This is a genomic window from Leclercia sp. 119287 (assembly GCF_009734485.1).
In the GTDB taxonomy this organism is placed as follows: Bacteria; Pseudomonadota; Gammaproteobacteria; order Enterobacterales; family Enterobacteriaceae; genus Enterobacter; species Enterobacter adecarboxylatus_C.
The window spans coordinates 1671040-1691215 of sequence record NZ_CP046445.1 but is presented as its reverse complement, the minus strand read 5'-3'; the positions used below and the strand labels follow the sequence as shown (position 1 = coordinate 1691215).

Here is a 20176-nt window from a genome sequence, read left to right as displayed (position 1 = left end):
ATTTATTGACGAAATTTATTGGCGGCAGTGGCGAGTGTCATAAAAAAACAAATGAGGGTAATAAATAATGATGAAGCGCAATATCCTGGCAGTGGTTATCCCTGCTCTGCTGGTAGCCGGTGCAGCTAACGCTGCTGAGATCTATAACAAAAACGCCAACAAACTGGATCTGTACGGCAAAGTTGTTGGTAAACACATCTGGGATAAATCTGGCGGCGACAACAACAGCGCTGACGACTCTTATGCTCGTATTGGCTTCAAGGGCGAAACTCAGGTAAATGACCAACTGGCTGGTTACGGTCAGTGGGAATACAACCTGAACGCAAGCAAAGCTGAAGGTTCTCAGGACACCAGAACCCGTCTGGCCTTCGCAGGTCTGAAAGCGGGCGACTACGGCTCATTCGACTACGGCCGTAACTATGGCGTGTTCTATGATGCGCTGGCATCTACCGATATGCTGGTTGAATACGGCGGCGACACCCTGTGCCAGACTGACAACTTCATGACCTGCCGTACCACTGGCGTTGCGACCTATCGTAACTCCAACTTCTTCGGCCTGGTTGATGGCCTGTCTCTGGGTCTGCAATACCAGGGCAAAAACGTTAACGGTCACGGCGTTGAGCGCCAGAACGGCGACGGCAACAGCTACTCTTTAGGCTATGACTTCCTGGATGGCTTCAACGTCACCGCGGCATACACCAACTCTGATCGTACTAACGGTCAAGAAGCTGATGGCCAGGGTTCTCGCGCTGAAGGTTGGGCAACATCTGCTAAGTATGATGCCAACAACCTGTACGCTGCGGTTATGTACGGCGAATCAAACAACATGACTCGTGAAAACGATGATACGTTCGCCAACAAAACCCAGAACTTCGAAGCTGTGGTTCAGTACCAGTTCGATTTCGGCCTGCGTCCATCCGTGGGTTACGTTCAGTCCAAAGGTAAAGACCTGGCTGCACGTGGCACCTTCAACGGTGGCGATGCTGACCTGGTGAAATACGTAGAAGTGGGCTCATGGTACTACTTCAACAAGAACATGAACGTGTACGGTGCATACCGCTTCAACCTGCTGGATGACAATAGCTACACCAGCAGCGTTAAGCTGGCAACAGACGACACCTACGTTCTGGGTCTGGTATACCAGTTCTAATCAGTACACCACTTTGTTATATGTCTAAAAAACAGGGCTTCGGCCCTGTTTTTTTATGCCCGAAAGCTAAAAATGGCGACTTTTGAAAAGCAGCACGCTTTTTGTAGCAAACGGTTGGCATTTTGTAGAACTATCGTTAACCTGATAGCGGATTTCACTTCCGTAACCACAATGGAACTTCGTCATGTTTGAGAACATTACCGCCGCCCCTGCCGACCCGATTCTGGGCCTGGCCGATCTGTTTCGTGCCGATGACCGCCCTGGAAAAATCAACCTGGGTATTGGTGTCTATAAAGATGAGACCGGCAAGACCCCGGTACTGACCAGCGTTAAAAAAGCTGAGCAGTATCTGCTGGAAAACGAAAATACCAAAAACTACCTCGGCATCGACGGCATCCCGGAATTTGGTCGTTGCACTCAGGAGCTGCTGTTCGGCAAAGGCAACGCAATTATCAGCGATAAACGTGCCCGCACCGCACAGACCCCTGGCGGTACTGGTGCACTGCGCGTGGCGGCGGATTTTCTCGCCAAAAATACCAGCGTAAAAACCGTCTGGGTGAGCAACCCAAGCTGGCCGAACCATAAGAGCGTCTTCAACTCTGCCGGTCTGGAAGTGCGTGAATACGCTTACTACGACGCGGCTAATCACGCTCTCGACTTTGACGGTCTGCTGGCAAGCCTGAGCGAAGCGCAGGCGGGCGATGTGGTCCTGTTCCACGGCTGCTGCCATAACCCAACCGGCATCGATCCGACGCTGGAACAGTGGGAACAGCTGGCGAAACTGTCCGTCGAAAAAGGCTGGCTGCCGCTGTTTGACTTCGCCTACCAGGGCTTTGCCCGTGGTCTGGAAGAAGATGCTGAAGGCCTGCGTGCATTCGCTGCGCTGCATAAAGAGCTAATTGTTGCCAGCTCCTACTCCAAGAACTTCGGTCTGTACAATGAGCGCGTAGGCGCCTGTACGCTGGTGGCTGCCGACGAGCAGACCGTCGATCGTGCGTTCAGCCAGATGAAATCCGTTATTCGTGCTAACTACTCCAACCCACCGGCTCACGGTGCGTCTGTAGTGGCAACCATTCTCAGCAACGATGCGCTGCGCGCCATCTGGGAACAGGAACTGAACGACATGCGTCAGCGTATTCAGCGCATGCGCCTGCTGTTCGTGAACACCCTGGCGGAAAAAGGCGCAGATCGCGACTTTAGCTTCATCATCAAGCAGAACGGCATGTTCTCATTCAGCGGCCTGACCAAAGAGCAGGTTCTACGTCTGCGTGAAGAGTTTGGCGTGTACGCGGTGGCTTCTGGTCGTGTTAACGTGGCGGGTATGACGCCGGATAACATGGCGCCGCTGTGCGAAGCGATTGTGGCTGTGCTGTAAAAAACTGTCGGGGGGCGCTTGCGCTTACCCGACCTACAAAAGCCTCGTAGGCCCGCGCAAGCGTAGCGCCGCCGGGCAAAAAAAAGCCTGCTTAAAGCAGGTTTTTTTATTGTTCGTTACCAGACCGGCAGTTCATCCTGCAGGAAGGGGTTGTGCAGCCGCTCATAGCCCAGCGTCGACATTGGGCCGTGGCCGGAGATAAAGGTCACATCATCCCCCAGCGGCAATAACTTCTCTTTAATCGAGCGAATCAGCTGACCGTGATCGCCACGTGGGAAATCACTGCGCCCTACTCCGCCTTTAAAGATCACGTCGCCGGAAATCAGCAAGCGGGACTGGTCATCAAAGAAGACAATGTGGCCTGGCGTATGGCCCGGGCAATGCAACACCTGTAAGGTCACATTGCCGACGCTGACGGTTTCACCTTCGTTCAGCCAGCGATCCGGCGTCAGCGGCAGACACTCATCCAGACCAAACATGCGGCTTTGTGCCGGCAATCCCTGCAGCCAGAACTCGTCTTCTTTTTCCGGACCCACGATCGGCACACCGTAGTGTTGCGCCAGCTCGGCCGCAGCCCCCACGTGATCGAGATGACCGTGGGTGAGTAAAATCTGCATTAAGGTCACGCCAGCGGCGGTGACTTCCTGTTTGATCTTCTCTGCATCACCACCCGGGTCGACCAGGGCGGCCAGTTTGGTTTGTTCGCACCAGATAATCGAACAGTTCTGGGAGAACGCGGTGACCGGAATAATACGATAGTTCATACTGCTCCTGATTTCGTTATTACCAGTGCCGCAGTGGCCCGGTATCAATATGCACAAAGTTGCTACGTGGGTAATATCCTACACCACCTGCGCGCATAGATAACGCAGCTTTGCGAACATTGGCTAACGAAACGCCTTCAATATGAAAATCCATCGCTTGCCCTTTGGTGTGATAACTTTTTTTAGCAACTCCACGGCTGCGGGCGCGTAATTCGTTATTGGTATCAAGGGAGCGGTAACCAGAGATAAGCTGGACCGGTTTACGGGTTCCCAGCAGGCCCTGCAGGCGGTAAAGCTGATCGAATAATCCTGGATCGATGGCTTTAATCTTATTTGCGCGGAAATCACGGAAAAAATGATTAAGCTTTGCTAATTCATCCTGAATATAGCCCCGGCCATCAAAAAACTCGGCTTTTATTGACTCACCTGTATGCAGGTTATTAAGCGTCAAAATGCGTGGTCGTGGGGTAGAGAGCGTGGCAAATGATGGCGTCGGTAAGATGGCAGCGCCCAGCGCAATGCCCCCTAACGCCAGCAACTTACGGCGATTAGCGTCGAATTTATCCATGGTAATCAGGTCTACAGGTCAGTGTTATCGTATAAATGCAATACAGCGCACGAAGGGCACATTACCGGGCAAACCTGTCAGCGTCAAGGCAGCAAAACCAGGAAATACGGGGCTTGCAGCCGCAAGCCCCGTTTCTTTTTCTTCCTCAGGCTACCAGAATTTTCCGAACTTCTTCATTTACCTGATCAATTGCTCTGCCTTGGGCAGAATCTGAGTGTTCGATCGGGCAATCTCATCATAATTGTAAATATCTGTACGATACTGGGTCCGGCCGTCCTTACCCACGAATGCGGTCAGATAGTACAGATTAACCGGAATATTTTGGCGGATATTCACATAACGCGTGTCGCCCTGCTTCAGCGCGTCGGAGATTCGTGTGTCGTTCCAGCCTGCATCCTGTAACAGCATGTTAGCCAGTTCTGACGCCTTGTTTACACGCACGCAGCCGGAGCTGAGCGCACGAGCATCTTTCTGGAACAGGTTGTGGTTAGGCGTATCGTGCAGATAGATAGCGTCCGAACTCGGCATATTGAATTTATAACGCCCCAGAGAGTTATGCGCCCCGGGAGCCTGCTGGAAACGGAACGGCAGATTCGCTGGCGTAATGGTCGCCCAGTCTACCCGCCACGGATCGATAGCCTCTTTACTGTTCCAGCCCCGCAGGACGGTATAGTTGTGGCGCTCAAGATATCCCGGGTCATCCCACAGTTTCGGCAGAATGTCTTTGCGCGCCAGCGTCGGCGGCACGTTCCACGGCGGGTTGACCACCACGTTATTTAGCGCGCTGCTCATCATCGGCGTTTTGCGATCCGGACGACCGACAATCACTCTCGATGCCAGCACTTCATTGCCGTTCTGATAATAGACCAGCGAAAAGGCCGGGATATTCACCATAATGCCGGTGGAGAGCGTTCCCGGCAGCAGGCGCAGACGCTGGATATTCAGCGCCAGCACGCCGGCACGCTGGGCAGGGGTGAGATTCAGCGCGTCACGCGTTGCCGGGCCGATCACGCCATCCGCGCCCAGCCCCTGGGTGGTCTGGAAGGCTTTGACCGCCTCAACAAGGCTACGGTCATAGGAGGCCGGCTTGCTGGAGACGGGCTTCGTTTTCTTCTCAACCGGCGGGGCTGACGGGCTGACAACCGCGCTTTGCGGATCGTCACCCGGCAGGGCAATTTTCGGCCCACCGTCAATCACGCCGGAGCGTTTCAGGATTTCGCGCAGGGCCGGAACGTCGCTGCTCCACTGCCCCAGACTCAGTTTGGCGGTTCCCTGCAGCTGTGGCCAGGGTTGCGTATCGGCCACCAGCTGCAGCAGCGACTGGTGCATCACCGCATACTGCGGATGCGTCGGTGCAAGTCCGGCAATAAAATTCGGTACCGTCCCGTTATCCAGCGCCAGCTGCCACTGGTTGATGACCGACAGCGGCGGCGTCGCCATCTTGTAGGGTTTGGTGCTGTAGAGCCAGCGGTTACCGTTGACCGGGATCCCCGCCACAAACTGCAGATAGCCCATCATCGCATCCGACAGGACCACGTCCCGCGCCATACCGGTTATCGCAGGCTGGGTCAGCAGTTCCACCCAGGCGGTAAACTGCGGCTGGAAACCGGCGATAGCGACTTCAGCAAGCTGTTGCTGGAACGCCCGCACGGCATCGCGATCGTCCCACATGGGTTTCATGTCGCGTGCGGCATACAGCAGCGTAAGCTGATTGAGATAGACCGGGGAGTAACCCGCCGGCAGAGCTGATAGTAGCTGCTCGCGGCGTTGTTCCGCTGTGACATCGGCAGGCAGCGGTCGGATACCGGCCATAATGGCGGTGGCTGGCGATTGTTCCAGCGGTTGTGACAGCGACGTAGGCTGCGCGCCCATGGTGGCGGAGCTGTCGACAGGAACCAGTTCGGGCTCATCGGCCCGGGCAGAAAACAGTGGAGCCACTACTACCGTCAGGCACAAACTTAGCGCCGACAGCTGACGACCATACATTTTATTCAGCAACATCCCTTGCCCCCTGTTTGCTTTACGTCGCGCCCTCATCACCGGGGCTTCATTTCATTATAGGAAGACAGACCGGCACCAGCCTTGCCTTATGTAAAGAAGTTTAAAGTTAACGCAGCCGCCAGTACAAGCTCAAGGAATAAAAAAAGGCGGCCCGGGGGCCGCCATGGTTCACTTTCAGATTCATCAGGAGGCGTCAGCCGTCCCCGGGAGAGATTCAGGCGGCTGCGGGGCAAAGCCGCGCAGGCCGACAACGTGAACGTGCTCGCTGTTCTGGTAGACCTTACGCACCAGTTTATAGGTGGTACCTTTCTCCGGACTGATGTTCTCCGGCGCCGCGATAATCAGCTGCATATCCAGACGGTCGCACAGCTCAAACAGCGTGGCGATCGAACGGGCATCCAGACGCGCCGCTTCATCGAGGAACAGCAGGCGGCATGGAGAGATATCCTTGCCGCGCAGACGCCGGGATTCATCCTCCCAGCTCTGCACCACCATCACCAGAATCGACATCCCGGTACCGATCGCTTCCCCGGTTGACAGGGCGCCGGATTCCGCACGCAGCCAGCCGTCGGAACCACGGTTAACTTCCACTTCCATCTCCAGATAGTTGCGGTAGTCCAGCAGCTCCTCACCGATGGTTTGCGGCGTGCGCTGGCCCATGTCGATCTGCGGGTTCAGACGCTGATACAGCTTCGCCAGCGCTTCGGAGAAAGTGAGGCGGTTGCTGTTGAACAGATCCTGATGCTGCTCGTGCTGCTCAGCCAGTACGTCCAGCAGCGTGGCGTGGGCTTCACGCACGTTGACGTTCAGTCGTACGCTGTTAACCTGGCCGAACGACACGCTTTGCAGGCCCTGGTTCAGCTGGCGGATACGGTTCTGCTCGCGCTGAATCGTCTTGCGGATAATATTCGCCACGCTGCGGGAGCTGATTGCCAGCTTCTGCTCGCGGGAAGTCAGCTCTTCCGTCAGACGGCCCAGCTCGATCTCCATTTGTTCGATGGCTTCGACCGGATCGTCGGTACGGATGATGTCCTGGCGGATACGCTCGCGCAGGTGCTGATAGACCGCCACAAAGAACTGAATTTTGCGCTCAGGGCGTTTCGGATCTTCCGACATGCGCAGGACATCGCGCAGGTGTTCGTTATCCGCCACCGCCAGACGCAGCGCGCCGAGCGCCTTATCCGACATAGAGCGCAGTTCATCTCCGGAAAGATAGGCCAGCTCGCGGCGGTGCAGACGACGTTCAACCCCGTTGTCTTTCACCATTCGCATCACGGCACACCAGCCCGCTTTGGCGGTAACCACCTGCTCGCGCTTCTCGTGGTAGTCGCGTTCCAGCTTGCGCAGACGACGGGTCAGGTTATCCATCTCCGCTTCGCAGAAGGTCAGCGCTTTTTCCAGCTGGTTGCGGCGCGCGCGGTTGTTGCTGAGCTGGGCATGCAGTTCGTCGCGACGAATACGCGCCCGCTCCTCTGCGCCGCTATCGGCACGTACGCCGATATCCTGCAGCTCTTTGTGCAGGTCGGTCAGCAGCTCTTTCTTGGTATCAAACGAGCTTTTCAGCGACGCCAGCACCTGGCTGTACTGGCTCAGCTGCGCGGCATGGCTACGCATCGCTTCACGGGCGCGGGTACGTTCTGCTTCTGCCTGCTCCAGACGCTGACGCAGTTTCTCGTTCAGATCGCTGTTGCCGTTCAACATTTCCGCCGAGTCGGAGTAGCTAAAGTGCGCCCGACGCTGGGCCACTTCGGTCAGGGCAAAGGCCTGCTGACGGGCTTCGCGCTGAACCTGTTGCGACCAGGCATAATCTTCTTTCAGCTGTTCGAACTGCTCCGGGTCGCTCTGCAGGACGGAGAGCATCGGTTCCAGCTTCGCCAGCTGATTGCCGTACTGCTGCACGAAGCGCGCGGCTTCCTGCGCTTCGTCGAGACGCTCCTGGATCTCATCCACCCGATCGGCGAGGGTGTCATCCGCCAGCAGGTTCAGACGCGGCAGAATACGGTTCAGGGCAGCGACGCCCTCTTTGGCCTGCTCGAACTGGACGCGGCTCTGCTGGTTGTCGTTCTCGTGGGCGGACAGCGCGCGTTCAAGCTCGGTACGACGGGTGGTGAACTTGCGGATCTCCGCTTCCGGATCGGCTTCAAATGCGACGGCCAGATGGCTACCGATAAAGCGGCTGAACGCCTGGTGCAGACGCTGGGTTTTCTGCACATCGAAAGAGAGCGTGGCAAAGCGTTCGGAGAGCGCCTCGCGCTCGGCGTGCAGACTTTCAATGCGACTTTCACGCGCGGCACGGCCAAACAGCGGCAGCGACGGGAAGCGCGAATAACGCCACTGGCGGTCGGCGATTTTCACTACCACCGCTTTTTCCAGCTCGTCGACGCCAAAGACGCTGTCATCGAACGACTGCGGATCCCCTTCGATCAGATAGAGATCTTCCGGGCAATCTTCCAGCCCTTCGAGCTGGTCAGCAATCAGGGAGAGATCCGGCACCACGATAGCGTGGCGGGACGGGCCATACAGCGCAGAGTAGTAAGGCGCATCTTCGAGGCTGACGTCGTCGTAGATTTCGGACAGCAGCACGCCGCCAAAACGCTCTGCCAGGGTGTTCAGGCGCGCGTCTTCTGCACCGCCCGGCTGGCTTAAACGCTCAATTTCTTCGTCGACCGCGCGTTTGCGCGCGCCCACTTCATCACGCTCAACAATCGCTTCGCGTTCACGCTCCAGCAGCTGCTGGAGGTACTCCGTAACGTCCTGGCTGGATTCGAACTCCTCCCCACACTGCTCGCTGAGCTGGCTGAGGCTGCTCTGGGCTGCCAGCCAGATCGGCGCGCGCTGCATCAGCGTCTGAATACGCGACTGCAGCTGCTCCAGCTCCTGGCGCAACGCCATGCGTTGTTCGCTGGCGCTGGAGACGCTGTCAGACAGCGACGCGATGCGGGCTTCCAGCTCCTGATGCAGGGACTCGAGATCGTCAATATCGACCCGTTTGCCCTGACGCTTGCAGAATTCAGCCAGCAGACGTTCCGCCTCCTGCTGTTCGCGCAGGCGTTGCTCCAGCTCGTTCAGACGCATACGCAGCGGCTGAACCTGTTCCGCCTGATGACGCTGATTGACGCCGTCACGCAGCAGCTCGCGGGCCACTTCCCACGCCTCGGCGCGCGCCAGCGGGCCGTTAATAGCCGCCACCAGCTGGTAAGCCTGCTCAAACTGGCTGTGGGCGGTTTGCGCCACGCTCATCTTCTGGTCGAGGTTGAGCAGCTTCTCAGTCGCTTCCTGCTCTTTAGCCTGGAAGGTTTCCAGCCATTGATCGGCGCTCTCCGGGGTCAGATCCGGTAAATGGCAGAGATCTTTCGCGCGCTGCAGGGCCTGCAACGCCTGGTTGTACTGAATGGCGCGGGTCTGCTGGACGTCCAGCGCCTGCTGATAGTCGGCAAGCTGGCTTTTCAGCTCATCCACTTCCAGTTCGGCGGCTTCGGCGCGGCCTTCGTTCTCTTCCTGCTTGTCGGCGGCTTCGGCCACCACTTCGTTCTGCTCTTCCAGACGAATTTGCAGTTCATCGAGATCTGCTTCGTAGCGCTCAATTTTTTCCTGCTGGCGCAGCGCGGTCTGCACCAGGTTCAGGTGATCGCTGGCGGCCTGGTAATCAGCCTCCAGATCCCCTTCCGCCCCATTATGCTCGGACAACTCACGCGCCATCTCGACGTGCTTGTACTGCTCGGACGCCAGCTGCTGACGCGAGGTAAAGAGTTCGCGGCGATACTCAAGAGCCTGATCCAGATGGATGCGGCGCTCGTTGGCGTGGCGCATATAGTCAGCAGCCACATAGTTGGTGGCTTCGCTGATCAGATGCTTAAACAGATCGCGATCCGACTGGGTCACGCGAATCGCTTCCAGCGTCATGCGGTTTTCACGCAGCGCCGCTTCCATGTCCTGGAAGGCTTTGCGCACGCCGCTGTTCTCCGGCAACAGGTAGTCGCGCAGGGAGCGAGTAATGGCGCTGGAGATCCCGCCGTACAGCGAGGCTTCAATCAGGCGATAGTACTTACTACGATCCGACGCCGAGCGCAGACGACGCGCGACCACGCCCAGATCGAACATCAGCGAGTGGTATTCGGTAATGGAGTTGAACTGCTTAAACTGCACGCCTTCGATGGCTTCCAGCTTGTCTTTCAGCTCCTGCAGCGTCAGCACGCGCGCCTGGCGGTCGTTGAGGGTTTCCGTTAACAGCGAGGTTGGCTGAACGGAGGTGGGCAGCCCCTGAATGGCGAACGGCTTGATATCCACCTTACGGTCACGCCCGGCGACCTGTTGCAGACGCACGCCAACGACCACGCGCTGGTGACGGGAGTTGATCACGTCCAGCACGGAGTAACAGACACCCGCCTTCAGCTTACCGTGCAGACCCTTATCGCGGGAGCCACTGGTGGCACCGGCTTCGGTGGTGTTACGGAAGTGCAGCAGCGTCAGATCCGGGATCAGGGCGGTGACGAACGCCGCCATGGTGGTGGACTTCCCTGCCCCGTTACCGCCCGAGAGCGTGGTCACCAGCTCATCGAGATCAAAGGTGCGGGCAAAGAAACCGTTCCAGTTAATCAGCGTTAGTGAGCGAAATTTACCGCGTTCAATCATTACTCTTCCTCCCCGCTATCCGGCTGATTGTCTTCATGCTCATCATTGAGCTGCAGATGGTTTTCCACCGGCATCGCTTCGCCATCGCGGATCATGCGCAGCTGCGCTTCACGGGCGTCATCGCCCACGCGCACGTCGGCGCCGAAGCGGAATACCGATTCCGTGATGCGGAATTTACTGCTGTCATGCCCCATAAACCACACCATGCCCAGACGACGCAGGCGGTTCAGGGAGGAGCGCACTTTTTCCTGTAACTTCTGACGGTCCACGTCGGAACCGGTAGAGCGGTTGTTCACCAGCTTCAGCAGTTTGCCTTCGTCCGCCAGCGTCAGCAGCTCGTCATAGAGCTCCTGCTGGGTGAAGATGCCTTCGTTAGCCAGACGCTCCGGGCTGAGATAGAGGTAGCAGAGGATCTTGCCGACCATCATATCCAGTTCGGACAGCACCGAGCGCGGAATAAGCGTGGTGGAGCGCGGGCGCAGGTAGAAGAAACCTTCCGGGGCGCGGATCAGCTCCACGTTATAGCGGGCGTAAAACTCTTCCAGGTATTCCTGAAAATCCATCAAAAAGGCGTGATTATCCAGCTCGTCGAGACCAATGTGACGACCGGCACGCAGCTGGCTGTCCAGCGCCGGAAAGATCGGATTTGCCAGCGCCTGGGCCAGCTTAACTGGCATCACGTGTTCAATATTTGTCAATGACATGCGCCTGTACCTTGGCTCCGTAATCGTTAATCGGCTGCCACTTCGGCGGCAGGCCGGTGAAATCTGCTTGCGCGACGCCCAGGCGTACCGCCTGATCGACCACGATGCGGGCAATATCGAAATGGCGCGCACGTGGGTATTGCGCGAGGTAGTCGCGCACCACCAGGCCGAGATCGAGTGGTGTGTTTTTGGCTTTGAAGATCGCCAGCTGCTCCTCGATCATCGCCGCAAGCTGTTCCCGTATTTCGTTAAATTCTTCATATTCCAGGTCTGCCGGCAGTTCGCCGGTCACCTCTTCGTCACGCAGGCTCATCTCTTCGTCACGCATATCGAGCAGACGGTCGGCACTGGCGTAGGTCAGCGCCCATGGCGCATCGAAGTAGGTCTGGACCGACTGGCGCAGGCGCTGAGCAAAGACGCGGTTTTTATCCATATCAATGGCGGTACGGATAAATTTATGCACGTGGCGGTCATAGCCGATCCACAGGTCGATTGCCTGCTGGCCCCAGCTGATAATGCGGTCGAGTTTGCTTTGCAGATCGAAAACCAGACGATCGACAAAATGCAGGTTGTCATGGGCCAGCGTCGCATCCTGAATGCGCAGCAGGTTAGCCTGCAGCTTGTCCCCCGCGGCTTCGAGCGTATCCTGCAGTTCACGCAGGGTGCCGGAGGTTTCTGACAGCAGCATTTCGCAGCTGGAAATCGCCGCCCGCCAGTCTTTGTTCAGCAGTTGGGCGATATCGTCTTTGACCAGCTGCTGCTGCTCATCCATGATGCGCTGGGTCAGATCGATGCTGTCGAAAATCTCGGCCACCGAATATTTCAGCGGCGCGTAGACGTTGCGGTGCCAGTGGAACTCGTCGCCGTTCTCGTCAGCGGCATCGGCCGCACGCTTCAGTTCGCCCGCCACAATAGAGAGCTGCATAGAGAGGCGCAGGGTCGAGAATTCGCGCTGGCGAATGTAGTAGTCGGTGATACCAATGCCCAGCGGCGTCAGGCGATAGATGGCATTCCCTTCCGCCAGCTCGCTGGTAAAGCGGTTCAGCAGACGTTGACGCACCATATCGTTAATCGCGTTATTGGCACGCACATTAATGGTTTCGCTGGTTTGCTCAAACGCATCACTGACATGGCGGAACGCATCCACCAGTTCGCCCTCGCTCATTTCTCCATCCATCCGTTCGCTGTTCAGCGTAGCCACCGCCAGCAGAAAAGAGAGTCTGTCTACCGGCAGCGAGAGGGAGAAATCGTTTTTTCGGGCCCAGGCAACCAGTTCGGGGACTGTCTGGGAAAATTCACTCATAAGTTATCCTTGCTCTGCGGCTTGTGCGCGGTGACGTGTATGTAACGGCCAAGGCTGATCCAGGGTTCCTGGCGACAGTACCGCGTCTCTAATTCTGTCAGGGCGTCAAAGCACTCATGCTGCTTTTGTTTATCACGCAGATAATCGTGAAACACCCTGATGCCGGTTTTCCCGGCGATCTGCCAGCCCATCGCTTCCAGCCAGCCATAGACCTGCTGCGGATCGCGCGGAAAGTCCGGTGAAAGCGTGCGCCGTTTCTTTTTGTACATGCCCTGCTGCACGTAGCCGAAATTGCCCACCAGCACGTTACGCATTAGCAGGCCGTTGGCGTTGTAGAACATCAGCGACAGCGCACCGCCGGGGCAGAGTATCGACCACAGCGTCTGCAACAGCGCCTGGGGATCGGCCACCCACTCCAGCACCGCATGAGACAATATCAGATCAACCGGGCTTTCCAAATGTTGAGCGATGTCCTGAGCGGCGCAATGTATAAATTGCATGTTATCGCTCACACCTTTCTGTGCCGCGGCGCTTTCGGCACGGGCGATCATCTCTGCCGACAGGTCGCACAGGATGACATGGTGTCCGCGCTCGGCCATTTTTATCGCCGTCTGACCTTCACCGCCGCCAGCGTCGAGAACACGCAACTTTTTTGAGCCAAAGCGGGCGAGCAGGATGTCCAGATCCTGCCAGAGGATCGTTTGACGCAGCTGGCCCTTGGTCGTGCCATAAATATTGCGGGCAAACTTTTCCGCGATGTCATCAAAATTGCGATCCCGCATTGGGAGAGCTCCACCCGCTAACAACAAAACCGCTATTTTGTCACAGCCGGGCGGAGAATGAACCTCTCTGGTGTAATATCGCTGACAATCCTCAGCTGTATGGTCAAAAAAGGAGCCAGAAAGGATGCTTTTTACCCTAAAAAAATATATTGGCGGCATGATGCTTCCCCTCCCTCTTCTTCTGCTGTGTATCGCGCTGGGCCTGGGGTTGTTGTGGTTCAGCCGCTTCCAGAAAACCGGCAAAATTTTTGCGACGGCAGGCTGGCTGGTGCTGCTGCTGCTGAGCCTGCAGCCGGTGGCTGACGGGCTGTTACGTCCGGTGGAAAATAAGTACCCCACCTGGCAGGGAAATCAGAAGGTTGCGTACATTGTGGTGCTGGGTGGCGGCTATACCTGGGATCCGGACTGGGCGCCCAGCTCGAATCTCATCAACAACAGCCTGCCGCGACTCAATGAAGGGATGCGTCTGTGGCTGGCCAATCCCGGTTCGAAGATGATCTTCACCGGCGCGGCGGCGCAAAGCAATCCGGTGAGCACGGCAGAAGCAGGTGCACGCGTGGCCCAGTCGCTGGGGGTGCCGCGCGAGGCCATTATCACCCTCGACAGCCCAAAAGATACCGAAGAGGAAGCCGCAGCGGTGAAGCAGGCGATCGGCGATGCCCCGTTCCTGCTGGTGACCTCCGCCTCACATCTGCCGCGGGCGATGATCTTCTTTGAACGCGAGGGTCTGCACCCGCTGCCTGCCCCGGCCAACCAGCTGGCGATTAGCGCCCCGCTCAACCCCTGGGAACGGATTATTCCGTCCCCGGTCTGGCTGATGCACAGCGATCGTGTTGGCTACGAGACGCTGGGGCGCGTCTGGCAATGGCTGAAAGGCCTGTCAGGCGAGCCACGGGAGGAGTGATTTCGACGCCAGATCGACGTTAGCGCGGTTAAAGCGCCCGGTATTCACCAGCTGCGCCACTTCGTCCCACAACATATACAGCCAGCGCCGCCAGAGGAAGGACTCTGAGACCGGCGCCCGCTGCAGATAGTACCAGAGGAGATCCTCAGCGAGCCCGCTCTCGCTGAGCCGAAACAGCTCGTACTCCCGCGGGGCCCACAGCATTACCCCTGGCCCAACCATCGCCAGCAGCTGATCGCTGCGCGGATCCTTGAGCATACTGCGCAGGGTAAAGTTGCCGTGGATGAGCACGCTGTTGTCATTGAAGCCTTCAAACAGGGCGGGCAGACATTCACGGGTCCGAAACAGGATCCGTTTGTCCTGCATGGTCAGGCCGGTGTTGTGATACTGATTCAGCGTTCCCCACAGGACCTCGACCCGCTGGCGATACCAGAGCGGCCAGAGGTTCTCCTGAGTACTGTCCACCGCACCGACTAATCCTCCACTATCCATCCGGTGCCAGGCCAGCAGCGCTTCAACAATCTGGTCTTTCAGCTGTTCCCAGCGTTCCGGCGTGCGGGCCGGTGCTTCAACCGGGACACCGCGCAGGCGCTCAAGCAGCAGGACGTCAGGGCCCGGATGCTCTTCGTGGGTCATTACGCCATATACGGTCGGCATTCTGACCGTACCGCTGCGTGCCAGCATGGAGATTTTCCACGCCAGCTGTCGGGCAACATCCGGTGAAGAGAAGCTTCGCGCCAGTAACGGCATGGGGTTTCCATGGCTGTCATATAACGACCACAGGGTGGTATCCGCCTTTTCATGCACGCATTCCAGGCGGCTCAGTTTTTCACCCAGCAGATGGCTGAGCTCAACACGCAGCTGTTCCATTTGATATTACCCACATTAAGACTACTGCTTTTATAATGAGCGCGTGGCGGGCGGATGTCACTCTTGTGAGGCGATTCTGATGAAGAAATTCGGAAGAAAAGCATCCCCCCGGATGAGGGGATGACGGGGATTAACGAAGCTCGGCGCGAACGCGGGCGAGATCCTCTGGTGTATCAACGCCTGTACCAGGGACTTCCTGCGCGACGGCAACATGGATCTTCTCGCCGTACCACAGCACGCGCAGCTGCTCGAGCATCTCGATGTTCTCCAGCGGGCTCGGCTGCCAGGTTACGTAACGGCGAATAAAGCCGGCGCGATAGCCATAAATACCCAGATGACGCAGGATACTGTCGCCAATCTCATCGCGGGAGGCTGCAAAGCGATCGCGATCCCACGGGATAGTCGCGCGGGAGAAATAGAGCGCGTAGCCTTCGCCGTCCAGCACCACTTTCACGGCGTTGGGGTTGAACGCCTCTTCGGCACTGTGCACCGGCACGGCCAGCGTCGCCATGCCCACCTGACGCTGGGCGAGGTTCTCTGCCACCTGGCGAATAATGACCGCCGGGATCATCGGCTCATCGCCCTGCACGTTGACAATCACCGTGTCGTCGCTGAAACCGCATTTCTCAACCACTTCCGCCAGACGCTCGGTACCGGACTGGTGATCGGCGCGGGTCATGCACACTTCGCCACCCGCCGCTTCAACCGCACGCGCCACGTCGTCGTGATCGGTGGCGACAATAATCCGTTCAGCGCCGGACTCGCGCGCACGCTCCAGCACATGGACAATCATCGGCTTACCGTTGATGTCGACCAGCGGTTTACCCGGCAGACGCGTGGAGGCGAAGCGCGCCGGAATAATGACAACAAAACTCATGGTTTGCTCTCTTCTGCCGCCAGCGAACGGGCTTCGGTTTCCAGCAGGACGGGAATGCCGTCGCGCAGGGGGAAGGCAAGGCTGTCCAGTTTGCAGATTAACTCCTGCTTATCCTGGCTGTAGTAGAGTTTGCCGTTGCACACCGGGCAGGCAATAATTTCCAGTAAACGGTGATCCATAGTTCCTCCGTATCAATGATCGGTAAAGCTTACCATATTCCTTTTTCAGACCGCGTCTATTTCCCAGCCACTTCGACAGGCGGCAAAAAGTCCGTCGGGAAGATGGCCCAGCGCGATCCGTGTTGCCCCCTGCCAGCCCGCAAAATCGCTGATGGCGGCAGTGAGCCCCTTCTCCAGCGCGGCGCTGACCCGGACGCCCTCTTCCAGATAAAGGGCGATAATTTGCAGCTCACCGGTTTTACGGTGCATTTTGGCATCCATCCGCCCGACCAGCTGTCCTTTGTGCAGCAGCGGCAGGACGAAATAGCCGTACTGGCGTTTCGGGGCTGGGGTATAACACTCCAGCCGGTAGCTGAAGTTAAACAGCTGCTCGGCGCGCTTGCGATCCCAGACCACCGGATCAAACGGCGACAGGACGGCACTATGGGTGGCAGTGAGTTTTCCCTCTTCGGCGAGGGGAAGCAGCGGCAGCAGATCGGCATGCAGCCACATCTCGCCCAGAGACTCCACCTCGACGCGCACCACCTGCTGCTGCGCCTGCCAGCGTTCAAGCAGCGGAGCCAGCGCTGGCTGGCGCAGACGATAATAATCGGGTAACCACCGGGGGCGAAAAATGCCTAAGCTACGGGCGCTGTTTTCCAGCATCACGGCTTCGGCCGCCGCCTGGGTCAGCATATCCCGGCTGTCATCCCACTCCGGCATCACCCGGTGGGTGAGATCGTAAACGCGCTGGAAATTACGCCTTTCGACCACCATTACTTTCCCGGCGGTAAACAGCCCCTCAAGATGGCGTTTGTGCGGCTTCCACTCCCACCATCCGCTGGCCCCTTTACGGGGGTGTTCAAAATCGGCGGAACGTACCGGACCCTTTTCATGGATATGGGCGATAAGCTGGTCAATCTCCTCCGCGTGCTCCTGCATCCAGGCCTGGCGGTATTTCCAGCCCATGTTGTCGGGGGAGAGCATCCGGTGACGCACCAGGGCAAAATCGCTGCGCGGCAGGAAGCACGCCTCGTGCGCCCAGTACTCCATCAGCTCGCCCTGACGCAGGGCATTATCCAACCATTCGGGCTGATAGTGACCGAGACGGCTGAACAGCACCAGATACGGGCTGCGGGCGACGATATTAATGGTGTCAATTTGCAGCAGCGACATGCGCTGGATGGTGGTAAGAATATCGGCGGGCTGCGCGCGGCGGCGGGGCTTTTTCAAAAGCCCCTGCGCGGCGAGATGAAGATGACGTGCGGCTGAAAGCGTGAGTTGCGGTAAAGCCATGCCATGTCCTGTCAGTTAGTGCGCGGGTGAAACCCCGTTACCCCCTCCTGCGAGGGCAATCAGTTCCTGTAGCAGTCGTTCAGGCTGTTCGCCCTGCAGCTCAGCATCAACCGGTAAATACCACCAGTTGTCGCGGGCAAACGACCGGCATTTCACCGCATCTTTTTCGGTCATGATCAGCGTCTGGCCGGGTGCGGTAAAACCTGCAACCTGCGACAGGCTCAGCGCCTGATGATCGGCCAGCGGCACCCTGTTGAGAAGCCGGGCACCGCAGGCTTCGAGAGTAGAGAAAAAGCGCGGGGGATGACCAATACCGGCCATTGCCACCAGACCAGGGAGTTCAGCGACATCACGTCGCTCGCCGGTCAGCAGATTCACGGCCAGGCCAGGGCGCAGCTGCATCGGGATCTCTCCCGCCTGCGCCGTACCGCCGTTGACGATGACCGCATCCACAGAACGTAAGCGAGACGCGCGCTCGCGCATCGGCCCGGCGGGTAACCACCAGCCGTTACCAAAGCGGCGCACGCCGTCAATCACCACAATCTCTTTGTCCCGGGCCAGGGCGTAGTGCTGCAGCCCGTCGTCGGTGATAACAATCTGCACATCCGTCTGGTTCAGCAGAGCCTGAACCGCCTCGCTACGCACCGGCGAGACCGCCACCGGCGCACCGGTGCGCTGAAAGATCAGCACCGGCTCATCCCCCGCTTCTGCGGTGGTGGTTTGCGGGGTCAACAGCAGTGGATAGCGCTCCGCCTTACCGCCGTATCCCCGGGAGACAACCCCCACGCGGATACCGCGTCTGGTCAGCTGTTCCACCAGCCAGATCACCACCGGCGTTTTGCCGTTGCCGCCGGCGGTGAGGTTACCCACCACTACCACCGGTACCGGGGCACGCCAAGCCCGTTTGAGCCCCGCTTTATAGCTGAGACGAATCAGGCCGCTGACCAGGCCATACAGCCAGGAGAGCGGCAACAGCAGCAGCCAGAGCGGAGACTCACCGGACCATATACGGGCAATCATGCGCCAAACTGCATCTTATGAAGTTGCGCATACACGCCCTGATGCGCCAGCAGATCGGTATGGCTGCCGCGCTCGACGATGTAGCCATCTTCCACCACCACGATTTCGTCGGCTTTTTCGATGGTCGACAGGCGGTGTGCGATTACCAGCGAAGTACGGTTCTTCTGCAGCTCATCCAGCGCAGACTGGATGGCGCGTTCGGATTCCGTATCCAGCGCCGAGGTGGCTTCATCGAGGATCAGGATCGGGCTGTCACGCAACAGCGCACGGGCAATGGCGATACGCTGGCGCTGACCGCCGGAGAGCAGCACGCCATTTTCACCGATAATAGTATCCAGGCCGTTATCCATCTTATTGATGAAGTCCATGGCGTAGGCCATTCGCGCCGCCGCTTCAATCTGCTCACGGCTGTACTCTTCGTTACGGGCATACGCAATGTTATTGGCGACGGTGTCGTTGAACAAATGCACATTCTGGGAGACCAGGGCGACCTGATTACGCAGCGACCTCAGGGTGTACTCCCGCAGATCGTGGCCATCAATCAGGATCTCACCCTCATCAATATCGTAGAAGCGGGTGATCAGGCTGGCGATGGTCGATTTACCCGAGCCAGAGCGGCCCACCAGCGCCACGGTCTTCCCTGCCGGGATCTTCAGATTGATGTTACGCAAGGCAGGCGCATCACGACCCGGATAGGTAAAGGTCACGTTGCGGAATTCAACATCGCCGGTTGAACGCTCGATCACGCGTTTGCCTTCGTCTTTTTCCTGTTCGGAATCGAGGATCGCAAACAGCGTCTGACAGGCGGCCATCCCGCGCTGGAACTGGGCGTTAACGTTGGTTAACGACTTCAGCGGGCGCATCAGGGCGATCATCGACGAGAAGACGACGGTAATGGTACCGGCGGTTAAGGTTTCCATCACGCTCGGGAAGCTGGCGGCATACAGTACAAAGGCCAGTGCCAGAGAGGCGATAAGCTGAATAATCGGATCGGAGATGGAAGAGGCGGAAACCATCTTCATCCCCTGCAGGCGCATCTTATTGCTGACCTTATCGAAGCGTTTGGTCTCCACTTCCTGACCACCAAAAATGAGCACCTCTTTGTGCCCTTTCAGCATCTGCTCCGCGCTGGTAGTTACCTGCCCCATCGTGTTCTGCATGTTCTTACTGATGCTGCGGAAACGTTTGGAGACAACGCGGATCGCTATCGACACAATCGGCGCCAGTACGATAAGGATCAGCGACAGCTGCCAGCTGTACCAGAACATCAGGACGAACAGGCCAATGATTGAGGCCCCTTCACGCACGACGGTGATCAGCGCGCTGGAGGAGGAGGAGGCAACCTGCTCGGAGTCGTAGGTAATACGCGACAGCAAGGTACCGGTGGACTGCTTGTCGAAAAACGCTACCGGCATGCCCATCATGTGGCTGAACAGGCGACGGCGCATGGTCATGACGACTTTGCCCGATACCCAGGAGAGGCAGTAGCTGGAGATATAGCTGGTGATGCCGCGTAAAATCATCAGGCCGATAACCACCAGTGGCATCCAGAGCAACACTGAGCGGTCCGTTTTACCAAAACCGTCGTCCAGTAACGGTTTGAGGAGCGATAACATGAAGGTATCGCTGGCTGCGTTGAGGATTAACGCTACGCCCGCCACGATAAGGCCCGTTCTGAAGGGTGCAATCACCGGCCAGAGTCGGCGGAAGGTCTGCCACGTGGAGAGATCTTTGTCGTTATGCATTCAAAAAACCAGCATTTGTTGAAATAG

Annotated in this window: 16 protein-coding genes; 3 read left to right on the top strand and 13 right to left on the bottom strand. The window is 57.8% G+C overall.

The window, feature by feature from the left end; all coding sequences use genetic code 11:
• Nucleotides 1–67: 67 nt before the first annotated feature.
• Together GNG27_RS08130 and GNG27_RS08125 are read left to right on the top strand one after the other, a co-directional pair.
• A complete protein-coding gene (locus GNG27_RS08130; RefSeq protein ID WP_285131210.1) occupies nt 68–1150 on the top strand; it encodes a porin in 1083 nt (360 codons plus the stop codon).
• A gap of 184 nt (nt 1151–1334) precedes the next feature.
• Nucleotides 1335–2525, top strand: a complete 1191-nt coding sequence (locus GNG27_RS08125; protein WP_156263346.1) for an amino acid aminotransferase — start codon at nt 1335–1337, stop codon at nt 2523–2525.
• A gap of 116 nt (nt 2526–2641) precedes the next feature.
• Here the strand turns inward: GNG27_RS08125 and GNG27_RS08120 are convergent, their stop codons facing one another.
• The 7 genes from GNG27_RS08120 to cmoM form a co-directional block, all read right to left on the bottom strand.
• Nucleotides 2642–3289, bottom strand: a complete 648-nt coding sequence (locus tag GNG27_RS08120) for an MBL fold metallo-hydrolase (RefSeq protein WP_156263345.1) — start codon at nt 3287–3289, stop codon at nt 2642–2644.
• A 19-nt stretch (nt 3290–3308) separates the two neighbouring features.
• Nucleotides 3309–3857 carry a YcbK family protein gene (locus GNG27_RS08115; RefSeq protein WP_142488930.1) on the bottom strand — a complete coding sequence of 183 codons (549 nt, stop codon included), beginning with the start codon at nt 3855–3857 and terminating at the stop codon, nt 3309–3311.
• A 177-nt stretch (nt 3858–4034) separates the two neighbouring features.
• Nucleotides 4035–5858 (bottom strand): L,D-transpeptidase, encoded by a 1824-nt coding sequence (gene ldtD, locus GNG27_RS08110; protein ID WP_156263344.1) that lies wholly within the window; start codon nt 5856–5858, stop codon nt 4035–4037.
• A 183-nt stretch (nt 5859–6041) separates the two neighbouring features.
• Nucleotides 6042–10490, bottom strand: coding sequence for a chromosome partition protein MukB (mukB, locus tag GNG27_RS08105; protein WP_156263343.1), 4449 nt, complete (start codon nt 10488–10490; stop codon nt 6042–6044).
• On the bottom strand, nt 10490–11194 hold the full coding sequence (mukE, locus tag GNG27_RS08100; protein ID WP_142488927.1) for a chromosome partition protein MukE: 705 nt from the start codon (nt 11192–11194) through the stop codon (nt 10490–10492). The genes mukB and mukE overlap by 1 nt, the downstream gene beginning before the upstream one ends.
• Complete coding sequence (gene mukF, locus GNG27_RS08095; protein WP_142488926.1) at nt 11175–12497, bottom strand: chromosome partition protein MukF; 1323 nt, start codon at nt 12495–12497, stop codon at nt 11175–11177. Before mukF ends, mukE begins: the two co-directional genes overlap by 20 nt.
• Complete coding sequence (gene cmoM / locus GNG27_RS08090) at nt 12494–13279, bottom strand: tRNA uridine 5-oxyacetic acid(34) methyltransferase CmoM (protein ID WP_142488925.1); 786 nt, start codon at nt 13277–13279, stop codon at nt 12494–12496. Before cmoM ends, mukF begins: the two co-directional genes overlap by 4 nt.
• Before the next feature lie 124 nt (nt 13280–13403).
• Between cmoM and elyC the strand changes: the two genes are divergently transcribed.
• Complete coding sequence (elyC, locus tag GNG27_RS08085) at nt 13404–14183, top strand: envelope biogenesis factor ElyC (RefSeq protein WP_156263342.1); 780 nt, start codon at nt 13404–13406, stop codon at nt 14181–14183.
• On the opposite strand, the gene GNG27_RS08080 is transcribed toward elyC, so the two are convergent.
• The 6 genes from GNG27_RS08080 to msbA form a co-directional block, all read right to left on the bottom strand.
• Complete coding sequence (locus GNG27_RS08080) at nt 14160–15053, bottom strand: YcbJ family phosphotransferase (protein WP_142488923.1); 894 nt, start codon at nt 15051–15053, stop codon at nt 14160–14162. The two genes, elyC and GNG27_RS08080, sit on opposite strands and share 24 nt — an antisense overlap.
• A 130-nt stretch (nt 15054–15183) precedes the next feature.
• Complete coding sequence (gene kdsB, locus GNG27_RS08075) at nt 15184–15930, bottom strand: 3-deoxy-manno-octulosonate cytidylyltransferase (protein ID WP_142488922.1); 747 nt, start codon at nt 15928–15930, stop codon at nt 15184–15186.
• Nucleotides 15927–16109: a protein YcaR gene (gene ycaR, locus GNG27_RS08070; RefSeq protein WP_039029479.1), complete on the bottom strand. Its 183-nt coding sequence runs from the start codon at nt 16107–16109 to the stop codon at nt 15927–15929. Before ycaR ends, kdsB begins: the two co-directional genes overlap by 4 nt.
• Nucleotides 16110–16154: 45 nt before the next feature.
• A complete protein-coding gene (locus GNG27_RS08065; RefSeq protein ID WP_156263341.1) occupies nt 16155–17384 on the bottom strand; it encodes a winged helix-turn-helix domain-containing protein in 1230 nt (409 codons plus the stop codon).
• A gap of 15 nt (nt 17385–17399) precedes the next feature.
• Complete coding sequence (gene lpxK / locus GNG27_RS08060; protein ID WP_156263340.1) at nt 17400–18404, bottom strand: tetraacyldisaccharide 4'-kinase; 1005 nt, start codon at nt 18402–18404, stop codon at nt 17400–17402.
• Nucleotides 18401–20149, bottom strand: coding sequence for a lipid A ABC transporter ATP-binding protein/permease MsbA (msbA, locus tag GNG27_RS08055; protein WP_032617360.1), 1749 nt, complete (start codon nt 20147–20149; stop codon nt 18401–18403). The genes lpxK and msbA overlap by 4 nt, the downstream gene beginning before the upstream one ends.
• Nucleotides 20150–20176 lie beyond the last annotated feature (27 nt).